The following is a 13,080-nucleotide window of genomic DNA, read 5'->3' as shown; positions in this document are numbered from 1 at the left end:
AAACTAAAGATCAGCAGCCGTTGCCATGGTACTTAGCGCCCTAGTAGCGGAATTTCTCCAACCAATTTCTGAAGAAAGGTGAAATAACGGACTTACTGTTCGCAAGGCGGTGACCATCATTTAGAAGCAGCAGCTGCGCCTTTTGATGGCGGGCATACTTAAGGCTGTTCTCAATTGGCACGATATCATCGTTCCAGCCGTGCACTAGGCTAACATAGCCGTCGTACGGAAAGCGCTGAACTTTATAGTTGGGCAAATAAAGCGCAGGCGCCATTAAAAATACGCCTCTGGCAGAGATCTGACTGGCAGCGGCAAGTGATACATATCCGCCCATGCTCGAGCCCACCAATACAACGTCATTGCACTTTTCAGCGATAGTTTCTTTTAAGCGCTCTAGGCGGGCTTCGGGGCAGTCGAGATCTTGATAATCGATACTCTCAACACCAAAGCCCATATCGTTTGCTACATTCGAAAGCGTGGTTATCTTACTGCCCCATGGCCCGCTTTCTTTACCGTGAGAAAAAACAACCGTGGTCATTACCAATATCCCTATGTAAAAAATGAAAAATTTCTTCCCACTCTAGCGTACTTACTCGTTACTTGTCTTCCTTATGGAATAGTTTTTCTACCATAACGTAAAACATGGGAACGAAAAATATGGCTAAGAAGGTCGCAGCAAACATACCGCCCATTACTGCAATACCAATAGCATTTTGGCTTGCAGCTCCTGCACCACTGGAAAGTGCTAGAGGCGTAACCCCTAAAATAAATGCCATTGACGTCATCAATATTGGGCGGAAGCGCTGAGCAGCCGCGTTAGATACAGCAGTCATCAGGTCTTCACCTTTTTCGTACTGCTCTTTAGCAAACTCTACGATAAGAATGGCGTTTTTCGCTGCTAAGCCCACCGTTGTTAAGAACGCTACCTGCAAATACACATCATTCGGTAAATTAAAGATGAAAGCTGCGGTAACCGAGCCCAATATTCCTAACGGCACCACTAGCATTACCGCAAACGGTACCGACCAGCTTTCATATAGTGCAGCTAAGCAAAGGAATACGACTAAAATTGAAAGCGCATACAGCATAGGCGCCTGAGACCCGGCCTCTTGTTCTTCATAAGATAAGCCTGACCATTCAATGGCAAAACCAGCAGGCAATTGTTCAACCAACTTCTTCATTTCAGCCATCGCTTCACCTGAAGAGATTCCTGGTGCCGCACTACCTTGTATATTTACCGACGATATACCGTTAAAGCGCTCTAACTTGGGCGAGCCATATACCCACTCAGTTGTAGAGAAGGTGCTGAAAGCTACCATCTCACCGTCGCTATTGCGAACAAACCATTTATCAAGGTCTTCTGGCGTCATACGATGAGGAAGGTCCGCCTGCATGTAAACCCGCTTAATTCGCCCTTTATCAATGAAGTCGTTTACATAGCTTGAACCCCAGGCAATTTGCAGCGCACTATTGATATCACTTAGATTTAAGCCAAGCGCAGACGCCTTTTCACTATCAATATTAATTTTGAATTGGGGAACATCACTTAAACCGTTAGGACGGACACCCGCCAATTTCGGGTTTTGCGCAGCCATACCTAACAGCTGATTACGGGCATTCATTAGGGCTTCATGGCCGTTACCACCGCGGTCCACCAGCTGCATATCAAAGCCCGTGGCATTACCTAATTCCATAATAGGTGGCGGCACAATGGGAAATGCTGATGCATCTTGAATCTGACCAAATGCGCCAAAAGCTCGCTTCATCACTGCGAAGGCCGAGTTACTCTCGTCACGTACACTCCAGTCATTGAAGTTTAAAAACGCCATACCCGCATTTTGCGCTTGTCCTGCAAAGCTAAAGCCCACTACCGCAAACATACCGTTAACTGCTTCGCTCTCTTCTTCAAGAATGTAGTCTTCCACTTGCTTAATGGATTCGAGCGTACGACCCGCGGTAGCGCCTGGAGGTGTGCTGACCAATACCATCATTCGACCTTGGTCTTCATCTGGAAGGAAGGCACCAGGAAGCTGACTGAAGATAAACACCATCCCGCCAACAAGTAAGCCGTATACAACGAAGTAACGCTTAAAACGCTTCGCCATGTGGTTAGTCGTTTTCTGGTAGCGGTCACGCCCTTTGTTAAACGTGCGGTTGAACCACCCAAAGAAACCTTTATTTTTATCGTGATCCTCTGAGTGCTGCTTCAATAAAGTGGCACATAAAGAAGGCGAGAGCACGATAGCTACCAGCACAGAGAACGCCATCGCTGAAACGATAGTTACTGAAAACTGACGATAAATAGCCCCGGCTGATCCGCTAAAGAAGGCCATAGGGATAAAGACCGTTGAAAGTACCGCGGCAATGCCCACAAGTGCGCCAGTGATTTGCGACATAGACTTCTTAGTCGCTTCAGCAGGCGGCAAGCCTTCTTCTTCCATAATACGCTCAACGTTTTCTACAACAACGATAGCGTCATCAACAAGAAGACCGATAGCCAGTACCATGGCAAACATGGTCAATACGTTGATACTAAAACCAAAGGCTAATAGCACCGAGAAAGTCCCAAGTAGTACAACAGGTACGGCAATGGTGGGTATAAGCGTTGCGCGCCAGTTTTGGAGAAACAGCAGCATTACTAAGAAAACTAACACAACCGCTTCGATAAGCGTATGTACTACTGACTCTATAGAAAGCTCGATGAAAGGCGAACTGTCTACTGGGTAAACCACTTTCACCGTATCAGGTAGGTTTGAGCGTAGCTCTTCAACGCGAGCTTTCACTGCTTTGATAGTGTCTAGCGCGTTTGCGCCAGAAGCAAGGCTTATCGCCATGCCTGACGCGGGTTTGCGGTCGTAACGAACAATAACATCGTAACTTTGCGCACCCAGCTCTACTCGTGCCACATCACACACACGTACCTGAGAACCGTCTGTGTTCACACGTAGCACGATATTTTCAAAATCTTCAACGGTTTGAAGGCGGCTTTGCGCCTGAATAGTGGCGTTGATTTGCTGATTTTCGATAGCAGGTAACCCGCCCAACTGACCTGCTGAGACATCGGTATTTTGGACCTGAACTGCGGCCTGTACGTCAGTGGGCGTTAGGTTGAAGCTGTACAGCTTGTCTGGGTCTAGCCAAATACGCATAGAGCGCTGCGCACCAAAAACTCGTACGTTACCTACACCGTTTACCCGGGAAATAGGGTCCTGAAAGTTTGAGACGAGCATGTCACTCAGGTCATACTGTGTCATCGAATCGTCTTCAGAATAGAAGCCTACGGCTAGCGCAAATGCACTGTTTGCCTTGGTAACGGTAACCCCTTGCTGCTGAACCTGCGTTGGCAGTAAAGGTAACGCGCCCTGCACCTTATTTTGAGTCTGTACTTGGGCAATATCAGGGTCTGCACCTGGCTCAAACGTCAGGGTAATTGACATGCTGCTGTTAGAACTACTTGCCGAAAAATAACGGAGATTATCGATACCCGTTAAGCTTTGCTCAATGACCTGCGTTACCGAGTTTTCAACGGTTTCTGCTGAAGCACCAGGATAAGTTGCCGAGATAGTAACCGACGGTGGTGCTACCTTAGGGTATTGTTCAATGGGGAGTGAGGTTATCGCCAACACACCCGCCATCATTGTGATAATTGCCAGCACCCATGCAAACACGGGCCTGTCTATGAAAAAACGAGCCATATTACTTAAATCCCTTGTTTGCTATCGTGAGCCACGTGAAGAGGGTTGCCATTCTGACGGGTTAACTTTCGCCCCAGGCTTTACCTTTTGATAACCAGTTACGATGACTTTTTCGCCTTCATTTACGCCGCTTATTACCACGTACTGATCACGGTATATCTTGCCGATTTCTAAGGTTCGGCCTTCGACCTCGTTGTTCTGGTTCACTACGTAAACCGAAAGCGAACCGTCTGGCTGGCGAGTCGTCGCACGCTGAGGAATCAAAAGCGCGTTTTCACGTCCAGTAATAACATGGCCCTTTACAAATAAGCCGGGAAGCAACACGCCATCAGGGTTTGGCATTTCGGCGCGAAGGGTAACCGAGCCCGTAGATTCATCTACGGTCACTTCTGAAAACTTCACGCTGCCTGTTTTTTCGTAACGCTTGCCAGTGACTTCATCTACCGTCAGCTCAACATCCATTGAGCCCTGCTTACGCATAGACTGACGAAGTGTAATGATAGATGCGCCAGATTCCTGCATATCAATATAAACAGGGTCTAACTGAGTAATAGTGGCTAACTGCTGAGCTTGGTTCGTGGTAACCAATGTGCCTTCGGTAACATATGAACGGCTAATTCGACCGCTTATGGGCGCGTACACCTTGGTGTAGCCCATGTTTACCTTTGCTACATCTACTGCCGCTTCCGCCACACTGATAGCGGCTTGGGCCTGATCTTTTTGCGCAATTACGTCATCGTATTCCTGTTTACTTACTGCATTTTGTGCAACAAGGTCGTCATAACGTCGCGCCTTAGCTTCCAAGGTCTTTAAGTTTGCTTGAACACTTTTCAGATCCGCTTTTGCACTGTTTAACTGGGCTAGGTAACGTGCCTCATCAATTTGATACAGCTGCTGCCCTTTTTCCACATGTGCGCCTTCTTCAAACAAGCGCTCAGTGATAACACCATCCACCTGAGGTCGCACTTGCGATTGGCGCGACGGACTTACTCGCCCTGGCAACACCATTTCATGTACTACAGGTTGCTGTTTCAGCGTAACTACCGACACCGATGGCGCCGGCATACCTTGCTGAGCACCTTGCTGTGCTTGCTCGCCTTCATTCGAACACCCAGTAACACCTAATAGTGTTATTAGTGCTGCAGTAACATAAAAAATGCGACTCATAAATTTTCTATTTCCCAATAACTTTCACATAGAACGCGATTTGCGTTCTATACGGATAAATTAAACGTAAGTTTTGCTTCCAATGCGTCGATTCATCCTAATCCTATAACTTGGACATGAGGACAATCGGAAAAGACGTGGCATAGTTAAGCGATCATTGATACGAATCTACGCTCTTATAGGTCATATTGTGCGCATTTATCACATACAAGAAAAGTCAATGAAGCTGAAATTACCGATGTTGTCGGTCAATTACCGAAGCCTGTATACAATATGCGAATAATAAGAAGTTGAACGCCGATACACGTTCTATTTAAACGAATAATAACGGCAAAGGGTTTGGTAGGCGTGGATGACTGCTTGAGCATCTTGCTGTGTTCCACCTTTATCAGGGTGGGCCGATTGCAGCGAGCGTTTGTAGACACGTTTTAACTGCAGCAGCGTGACAGGCTGGTTCAGGGAAAGACCAAGCAAAAAATGCGCTTTTTCAATATCACCTTGCGTATAGCTGACAGTATCTCCCTTCAGCATTCTTTCCCAAAACGCGTTTAGCAGGTTATCGACCGTATCGCGATCAGCCTCTTCAAAATTTCCCCAGTCGAGGTAATACGTTGCAAGTGGGTCAGGGTTTTCCAGCGTCGTCATACCTAGACCATCATTGCTTTGCGTCAAATGACGCTCTTTAAACAGGTTTAGCTTTATGCCAAGTGCGTGAATCTCTAACACACCTTCGTTTTGTTCTATCCAATACTGCCTCAATTGATACAGTGCATTAAACAGAATAAAGTGCGTTTTAAAAAGCATGAGCGGGTCTCGCAAAGCATCTTCTTCGAAAAGCTGATAAGGCGGCTTTTTTAATATCTCAATAAGCGCATATTCAGTAATACCCTTAGTGAACTGGCTTTTTTGCGTCGATAAGATATCAACGAGGAGTTCAGCTTGCATTGCGTACGTGTGACTGGCGTCCGGTTGTGTATACAAAACCTTAGTACCTATAACTTGATGCCGATAAAAAGATCAGTTTACAAATATGTTGCACGCGGGCCTAGACGAATTTTTCTTTACGAAAGTAAACCAAATTGCCGCTTTCGCTGTTAAAGTAGGTTGGTCAAACTAAAAAGAATAACTTTGGAGTTCCCTTGAAAGCACTCATTGCCCTTACCAGTATTGTTGGTTTTTTGATGGTTGTGTTACCCGGACCACTATATCAGTATGCTGGTGTTAGTTTAGGCACCGCATTTACGTCACTTCGCTTTGGTGTATACGTAGGTGGTGCAGCGCTAATACTCATTATTTTACAAGTATTGATTAATCGTAAGAACGTAAGTTGGGGTAGTACATTTGTATGTGCTGTTCTTGCTTTAGTAGCCGTTGGCATGCCCGTTAGCATGATGAGTAAAGCTAGCGCCGTACCGCCAATTCACGACATTACAACCGATGTTACAAACCCACCTGAATTCGTTGCCATTGCACCGCTTAGAGAAGGCGCGCCAAATTCTATTGCCTATGAAGGCGGTGATGTAACGAAGCAACAGCTTGAAGCGTACCCTGAGATTAAAACTCAGCTACTACCTCAACCTATAAATCAAGTTTATATGGCTGCCGAAAAAGCCATAGAAGTTCTGGGTTGGGAGCGTGTTAATGAGGGCGCACTGCCAAACACACTAGAAGCCACAGATACAACGGCGTGGTTTGGCTTTAAGGACGATGTGGTCATTCGCTTAACAGTTAAAAGCGACGATACCCTTGTTGATATTCGCAGTAAGTCGCGCGTAGGTAAAAGTGACTTAGGCAAAAATGCTGAACGCATCGAAACCTTTATGGCCGAGCTCAGAAATCAGCTGGGTTATCACTAAACCAACCTGAAAAGCTCAGCAGATATTTAAAAGCCTGACAGTGAATCACTGTCAGGCTTTTTATTTTTATCAATCTATTAAACGGGCTAAACACAGCCTTTAAAACCAGAGCTTGGTTTTGTAGTACTAGTGCGCGAGTTTGAGTACCACAACGCCGGCCACAATAAGCGCCACGCCAAAGTAACGCGCTAATGACGACGGGTCGCCGTAAAACATTACGCCTACTAAAAACGTGCCCGCGGCACCTATCCCCGTCCATACAGCATACGCTGTACCTATGGGTATTTGCTTTTGTGCCATCCAAAGGCAAAAACCACTGGCAGCCATGAAGCCTATGGCTAGCAGAATTCCCATAATGCGGGTTTCCGCCTCTTGCGACATCTTAAGTCCTACGGGCCATCCAATTTCCAGTAAGCCCGCAACAATCAAATAAATCCAGCTCACTTATGTATCCTTCAAAACAGCAGGTTTGGCTTATTTGTAAAAGTATACTTATTCGTTGAAAGCAAGATACTCAACGCACCTTAGTATTTTGCTATTCAGCGTTTTTTCACTAAAGGCTCGCCAGCTGGATACTTACCATACCCAAAACCGCAGCATTTAAACGGTTAAACCAACGCCAAAAATTGGGCCGCTGCATATGATGGGCAAAACGTGCTGTAAGCGTACTTAAACCGATAAACCAAACGATAGATGCACCTATCGCACCACCCACAAACCACCATTTATTTTCCTGCCACTGACTTGCCAGATTACCCATTAGCAGCAATGTATCTAAATAAAAGTGTGGATTTAACCAGGTTACTGCTAGCGCAATAAGTAGCGCTTTTTTAAACGACAGCTGCTTTTGTGCCATTTCTAAAACAAGGGCATCATTAGCCAGCGAAGACTTTATTTTGTTAAACGCAATCCACAACAAAAAAGCTACGCCAGCCCACTTAGTTACCGTAACTAGCATCGGGTACTCTTGTAGCAACAAGCCAAAGCCCATGGCGCCCAAGCTGATAGAGATGGCATCGCTTAGAATAAACAGTAAGACAAATAGTGTGGTCCACTGTTTTTTCATCGACTGCTCAATCAGAAAGCTGTTTTGCGCACCTACTGCGATAATAAGGGTGCCGCCCATTACGAAACCACTCGTTGCTGCCGCTAACATGCTAAATGCCTCTTAAAAAATAAATTGAATGTACGGTTCTATTGTTCGGTCTTTCGTTGCTTGGTCTTTCATTACGTGGCTTTATGCCGCCTGATATGCAGACCATTTCTGGATAGTTCTAGCCAAGCAAGAATTCAAAGTGGCGCTATTTTATACACCTTGCGCAACTTAATTAAATTAATGATACTTGTATTGAATTAGTAAAATTAATAGCTTTAACTTTCCTTTCACAGGTTTTAAAAAATGCTCGATTACGATGCGCTACGATGCTTTCATGAAGTACTGCGCTATGGTGGCTTTGAAAAAGGCGCTCAGGCGTTAAACCTTACACAGTCTGCGGTGTCGCAAAAAATCAAACGTCTTGAACAAAGCGTTGGTGGGCCTGTTATGGTGCGAACTAAGCCCCTTCGCGCAACACCACTGGGGCAAGAACTGCTTTCGCATATACAAAAAGTGAGTGTGCTGGAAGAAGCGCTAAACATAAAAAGTGGTTTAGAAGCCTCGGCGGTACCTATCAGCGTAGCGGTGAATAACGATGTGCTTGCTACTTGGTTTTCGCAGGTTATGGCAGTATTTAGTGGTAAGCGGGCCAATCCTGTTCACATTGTTAACGCGGATCAAACTCAAACCCGAGACATTCTTCAGCAAGGCCGAGTTATGGCGTGTATTAGTCAAACAGGTACACCGGTTACTGGCGGGCAATCAATGAGACTGGGCACCATGCGCTATCAGCTTTATGCGTCACCACGGTTTGTTGAGCGATACCTTCACAAGGGCATAACGCCTGACAGCGTGATGAATACGCCTGGCCTTTTGTATGATGAGTACGATGTTACCTTACTTACTGACTATCAAAGGGAATGTTTGAATATTTCGCCTACCTTTACCACGTGTCACTGGTATCCCTCGTCTCATGGCTTTGTAAAAATGGCGCTAGATGGCGTGGTGTGGGCCCTACTCCCGACTCTCCAAGTGGCACAAGAAGTGAAAGAAGGCGAGCTTATTGCGCTTTTTCCAGACAAAGCGCTAGCGGTTCCTCTTTTTTGGCATTATGCAACGCTTGAGTCGGCTGCGCTTGCCGACCTTACTAAAGCTGTTAAGCAAGTCGCAAAGGCACAATTAAAATAACGCCACATTAAGAGCTAGTAGCATATTCGGCGTTTTTACGCTTTTCTTTGACGCTATACATCAATTTGTCAGCTTTGTTTAACAAGGTCGGCAAGTCTTTGTAGCGCTCTTTTGTGATGTAAGCTCCTACACTCGCCGTGGTGTTTATCACTACGTTTTCTGTTCTGATATCGCGCTCGGCTAAGCTTTCCTCAATGCGGGCGGCCAATCGCTCAGACTGACCTTCGCTATAGCAGTGACTCAATACCACAAACTCATCGCCACCTAAGCGCCCCACGGCGTCTTGCTCGCGACAGCGACTCATTAAAATTTTTGCAACCACCTGCAAGACCTTATCTCCTGCGTGGTGCCCATATTGGTCATTAATCTCTTTAAACTTATCAATATCAATGAAAAGCAGTGTTAAGTAGCCACCCTCTTTGTTGAAATTATTCAGCAGCGACTGCGCCACGCCTTCCCAACCGCTGCGGTTTAACACATTACATAATGAGTCTGTCGATGCGCGTTTAAATGCACTAAGCCTGTCGTCATTAAGCTTTTTAACTTTTCTCGACGTAGCGATAGCAAAAATAAAAGCCTCAATAGTTATCCCTAATACAAGAGAATATCGATATAAAAACGGCGATACTTCTGTAAAAACTAAACGGAAAAGCATGGACAAAACCATCACTGCAATCCCAAGCATTACCAAATTTGCACAATGCACTTTGCGATAGGCAGCATAAACACAACTTGATAGCGTGCACGTCATGGTAATAAGTGTAATTAGACTCAACATGCTGTTAATTTTCATGGCATCTGAGACTGGAAGAATAAGCTGAACTACAGCAAACGCGAGTGCTGCACATGCCATTCCAAGCACAAACTGGCGCTGCCAACCTTTCAGTAGCGCTTTAAAATCCAGTAGCTGATCTAAGAATTTCACGCCTGCAAAAAGGGTAATTCCAGCAAAGAGTAAATGCAGTTGGAAATTCGCAAGCAAAGCAACTTGCGGAAATACAATGTTCAACAGCCCTTCTTGGAGCAAAAAGAATACGCCAGCACTGAAAACGTAGAAGCTATACGAATACAGGCCGTAGTTGCGCATACTTGCCCCCAGCATGCCTACGTATAAAGTAAGTGCCAAACAAAAGCCAATAAATAAGCTCATTGTGAGAGTGTGAATAGAAGCAAATTTATGAAAATCACCAAGCGGCGTCACCTTGACCGATACGCGGCGTTCCACCTGTGCGTTGATATCTAAATAAAAGCGGTTGTTTGAATTGTTGATTATGTATGCTTCAAAGGCACTAGGTAATCTTTCAACTTTGCGCATTTTGCTATCGTATAGCTGGTTGTAATTAATATAATTACGAGGGAAATAAAGAACATACTGCGCATCGACATTACAGGTTAGCGCAAGTCGCTGATCACCCGCTTTAAGAAGAAAGCTTGTTGAAGGGGATGCATCAATTTCGTTTTCGAAGTTACATTTAGCAAGCGAGTGGAAACTTGCTGTACATAAGACAAGCCCTATTAATAAGCGAATAAAATTACGTGACACACACCATGCCATAGATTTGCTTCCTACTGGTACCGCAGCCAAATCCGTGTAGCAAAAATATCCCTGTACGGCTATTACACTAAGATAAGTATGCTTGGTTATATCAAGGTATGAAAAACCAACACATATTAAGCTTAGTTTATAAATTTTAGTTCGCTCGAAAAAAGTTACTTTTATTTAACGCCGCTCAATGGCTGGTATTGCAAAGTAAGCATCTAAGTCTGATTCTTTTAACGCTTCGAGTTTGCGCTTTCTCTGAGCTCTTTCGTTAATAGTTTCTCCAAATACTTCCATGTGCAAATCGGCTATAAGGGCCTTACCTTCTTCTTTGCTGATTAAGCCCATTACTTCACCGGCGTGCATGAATCCTTGCACTCGATACTTTTCCGCCTCTACCTTTTTCCCATCTTTACTTGCCTTGTAAAGGCTCACCAGTTGCGTTTTACAGGCGTCTAAAAATAGTTGTTTTTCACTCTTGTTTTGCATTTTCGCATCCCTTTTTATTTGCCCGTATACCTTAGCGGCATTTGCTAGCTTTAGATAGCGCGTTTAGAACCAGCTTAGTGTTGCGTTGCCCTCGCTCTTAGTGCTATCGATAACTGCAACTAAAGTTCATTGGTGAGAACGCCATATACCACCTACGCTATATCAAGTGCTGGAAGTTTAACTTTCAGGAAGTCACAGACAAACGTAAGCGAGCATCACTATGCGAGTAAAAATAGCCTTGGGAATGGTCACAGCCATGGCGTTTGCTCCCCTTGTTACAGCTAAGGGGGCGGCAAAAGGAAATGCTCATCATTGGGAAACGTCACCTCATCACTTATCGGCACTAGTCGGTACCACTTACACAAAAGAGTGTGGCAACGCATTCACTTTGGGCATCGATTATGAGTACCGCCTAAGCGATTTCTTAGGTGTGGGATTTGTTGCTGAATATGCCTTTGAAGATCTAGACGCTTACACTTATTTACTCGTCGCCGACCTTCACATTACCAACAATTTTATCGCACAAATTGGCCCTGGCGTTGAATTTCACGGCAGCCATAAAATGGAAGTGGCCCGGTTGGGCTTTTTATATGAGTTCGAAGTGTCTGGCTTTACCATCTCGCCACAGCTTCATTACGACTATCACCGAAACCACAAAAGTGCGGTTGTTGCTGGATTAGCAATTGGTATGTCGTTTTAAACCACCTGCCCTGCTGCCCAGCCGCTGCTCCAAGCCCACTGAAAGTTAAAACCGCCGAGCCAGCCGGTAACGTCAACCACTTCACCTATGAAGTAAAGGCCTTCGACGTTCTTGGCCATCATGGTTTTTGATGAAAGTTCGTTGGTGTCTACGCCACCTATGGTGACTTCCGCTGTTCTATAGCCTTCAGTGCCGTTTGGCTTTATTTGCCAATTTTCTAGCGTGTCAGCGATAGCGTCGCATTCGCCGTGGGTAAGCTGTTTCACCGGTACATTGCGCCAGCTATGATATTCAATAAAGCTTTGCACCATGCGTTTGGGGAATACTTTATTTAAGCAGGTAGCAAGTAGTGCGTCTGGCGTTTCGGTGCGAGCAGTTTGTATAAGTGCCGTGGCATCATTATTAGGCAGCGTATTAATGCTTAAGCTGTCACCTGCCTCCCAATAACTTGAAATTTGCAACATAGCCGGGCCGCTTAAACCTCGATGAGTAAAGAGCATCGCTTCTTTAAACGTGGTGTCGTTGCAGCTGGCATATACATCAACTGCGATACCGCTAAGCTCTGCCAGAGTCTCTTTGTCTTTATCGTGTAAGGTAAAGGGCACAAGAGCGGCCCGTGTGGGTAATACGTTCAGGCCGAATTGCTCGGCAATTTTATAACCGAATGGCGTCGCCCCCAGCTTTGGCATACTTAAACCACCGGTCGCGATTACTAAAGACTCACAGCTATATTCGCCGTTCGAAGTAGTTAGTAAGTACCCACCTTCAACCTTTTCTACGCTTGTAATTTCACAGCGAGTAGTAATGGTAACGCCTGCTTTTTTACATTCGTTAAGCAATAAATCGACAATATCTTTGGCGCTGTCATCACAAAACAATTGGCCTAAGGTTTTTTCGTGATAGGCAATACCATGCTCGGCAACCAAACCTATAAAGTCCCACTGGGTATAGCGGCTTAATGCCGACTTACAAAAATGTGGGTTTTGCGAAAGGAAATTTTCAGGCCCCGCGTACATATTAGTGAAATTGCAGCGCCCACCGCCAGACATAAGGATCTTACGGCCAACTTTTTTGGCATGGTCAAGTACTTCTACACTGCGACCTCGCGCGCCTGCCTGTGCCGCGCAGAACAGCCCTGCTGCACCTGCTCCAATAACAATAACATCGCGCTTAATCACTCTGTATTCACCTTACATCAAGCTAAAAATACTCACGCCCATTCAAGCGTAGGTTAAGAGTTCGGGATTATACGTAATAAGCCTTGCTGCACAACGCAAAGCCTAATCTTACTGTAAATTTAATCTAGTTCTTTAGTAGAAAATTATGGGTTTTAATACTTTTTAACAATA

12 protein-coding genes are annotated in these 13,080 nt (G+C 45.3%); 3 read left to right on the top strand and 9 right to left on the bottom strand.

The annotated features are described in order from the left end of the window. Window positions 1–40: 40 nt before the first annotated feature. From PCAR9_RS00770 to PCAR9_RS00755, 4 genes are all read right to left on the bottom strand, one after another. Window positions 41–538: an alpha/beta hydrolase gene (locus PCAR9_RS00770; RefSeq protein ID WP_118490741.1), complete on the bottom strand. Its 498-nt coding sequence runs from the start codon at window positions 536–538 to the stop codon at window positions 41–43. A gap of 58 nt (window positions 539–596) precedes the next feature. Beyond that, entirely contained in the window at window positions 597–3,695 is a 3,099-nt protein-coding gene (locus PCAR9_RS00765; protein WP_179981988.1) for an efflux RND transporter permease subunit, read from the bottom strand. A gap of 21 nt (window positions 3,696–3,716) precedes the next feature. Continuing rightward, on the bottom strand, window positions 3,717–4,862 hold the full coding sequence (locus tag PCAR9_RS00760; protein ID WP_179981987.1) for an efflux RND transporter periplasmic adaptor subunit: 1,146 nt from the start codon (window positions 4,860–4,862) through the stop codon (window positions 3,717–3,719). Between the two features lie 309 nt (window positions 4,863–5,171). Continuing rightward, the gene (locus tag PCAR9_RS00755) at window positions 5,172–5,843 is read right to left on the bottom strand and encodes a DNA-J related domain-containing protein (protein ID WP_179981986.1); all 672 of its coding nucleotides are present in this window, start codon (window positions 5,841–5,843) and stop codon (window positions 5,172–5,174) included. A gap of 158 nt (window positions 5,844–6,001) precedes the next feature. On the opposite strand from PCAR9_RS00755, the gene PCAR9_RS00750 reads away from it, so the two are divergent. Next, a complete protein-coding gene (locus tag PCAR9_RS00750) occupies window positions 6,002–6,718 on the top strand; it encodes a DUF1499 domain-containing protein (protein WP_179981985.1) in 717 nt (238 codons plus the stop codon). A gap of 126 nt (window positions 6,719–6,844) precedes the next feature. Here PCAR9_RS00750 and PCAR9_RS00745 read toward each other — a convergent pair whose 3' ends face one another. Both PCAR9_RS00745 and PCAR9_RS00740 read right to left on the bottom strand, forming a co-directional pair. Then, window positions 6,845–7,162: a DMT family transporter gene (locus tag PCAR9_RS00745; RefSeq protein WP_118490751.1), complete on the bottom strand. Its 318-nt coding sequence runs from the start codon at window positions 7,160–7,162 to the stop codon at window positions 6,845–6,847. 109 nt (window positions 7,163–7,271) lie between these two features. Next, window positions 7,272–7,874 carry a LysE/ArgO family amino acid transporter gene (locus tag PCAR9_RS00740; protein WP_179981984.1) on the bottom strand — a complete coding sequence of 201 codons (603 nt, stop codon included), beginning with the start codon at window positions 7,872–7,874 and terminating at the stop codon, window positions 7,272–7,274. 243 nt (window positions 7,875–8,117) lie between these two features. On the opposite strand from PCAR9_RS00740, the gene PCAR9_RS00735 reads away from it, so the two are divergent. Beyond that, window positions 8,118–9,002 (top strand): ArgP/LysG family DNA-binding transcriptional regulator, encoded by an 885-nt coding sequence (locus tag PCAR9_RS00735; RefSeq protein WP_179981983.1) that lies wholly within the window; start codon window positions 8,118–8,120, stop codon window positions 9,000–9,002. Window positions 9,003–9,009: 7 nt separating this feature from the next. Here the strand turns inward: PCAR9_RS00735 and PCAR9_RS00730 are convergent, their stop codons facing one another. Together PCAR9_RS00730 and PCAR9_RS00725 are read right to left on the bottom strand one after the other, a co-directional pair. Then, on the bottom strand, window positions 9,010–10,545 hold the full coding sequence (locus PCAR9_RS00730) for a GGDEF domain-containing protein (protein WP_232091081.1): 1,536 nt from the start codon (window positions 10,543–10,545) through the stop codon (window positions 9,010–9,012). A gap of 177 nt (window positions 10,546–10,722) precedes the next feature. Beyond that, window positions 10,723–11,031, bottom strand: coding sequence for a hypothetical protein (locus tag PCAR9_RS00725; RefSeq protein ID WP_179981981.1), 309 nt, complete (start codon window positions 11,029–11,031; stop codon window positions 10,723–10,725). 220 nt (window positions 11,032–11,251) lie between these two features. Here PCAR9_RS00725 and PCAR9_RS00720 point away from each other — a divergent pair, with 220 nt between their 5' ends. Next, window positions 11,252–11,731, top strand: coding sequence for a hypothetical protein (locus tag PCAR9_RS00720; RefSeq protein ID WP_179981980.1), 480 nt, complete (start codon window positions 11,252–11,254; stop codon window positions 11,729–11,731). Here the strand turns inward: PCAR9_RS00720 and PCAR9_RS00715 are convergent. Beyond that, a complete protein-coding gene (locus tag PCAR9_RS00715) occupies window positions 11,728–12,909 on the bottom strand; it encodes a BaiN/RdsA family NAD(P)/FAD-dependent oxidoreductase (RefSeq protein WP_179981979.1) in 1,182 nt (393 codons plus the stop codon). The two genes, PCAR9_RS00720 and PCAR9_RS00715, sit on opposite strands and share 4 nt — an antisense overlap. Between the last annotated feature and the right edge of the window lie 171 nt (window positions 12,910–13,080).

This window comes from Alteromonas macleodii (assembly GCF_903772925.1).
In the GTDB taxonomy this organism is placed as follows: domain Bacteria; phylum Pseudomonadota; class Gammaproteobacteria; order Enterobacterales; family Alteromonadaceae; genus Alteromonas; species Alteromonas macleodii_A.
This window is presented reverse-complemented; position numbering and strand designations above follow the sequence as displayed.

What these genes read in the sequence shown, in the direction of transcription:
- PCAR9_RS00770 (WP_118490741.1), bottom strand. Translation starts at nt 538, where the DNA reads ATGACCACGGTTGTTTTTTCTCACGGTAAAGAAAGCGGGCCATGGGGC.
- PCAR9_RS00765 (WP_179981988.1), bottom strand. Translation starts at nt 3,695, where the DNA reads ATGGCTCGTTTTTTCATAGACAGGCCCGTGTTTGCATGGGTGCTGGCA.
- PCAR9_RS00760 (WP_179981987.1), bottom strand. Translation starts at nt 4,862, where the DNA reads ATGAGTCGCATTTTTTATGTTACTGCAGCACTAATAACACTATTAGGT.
- PCAR9_RS00740 (WP_179981984.1), bottom strand. Translation starts at nt 7,874, where the DNA reads ATGTTAGCGGCAGCAACGAGTGGTTTCGTAATGGGCGGCACCCTTATT.
- PCAR9_RS00735 (WP_179981983.1), top strand. Translation starts at nt 8,118, where the DNA reads ATGCTCGATTACGATGCGCTACGATGCTTTCATGAAGTACTGCGCTAT.
- PCAR9_RS00725 (WP_179981981.1), bottom strand. Translation starts at nt 11,031, where the DNA reads ATGCAAAACAAGAGTGAAAAACAACTATTTTTAGACGCCTGTAAAACG.
- PCAR9_RS00720 (WP_179981980.1), top strand. Translation starts at nt 11,252, where the DNA reads ATGCGAGTAAAAATAGCCTTGGGAATGGTCACAGCCATGGCGTTTGCT.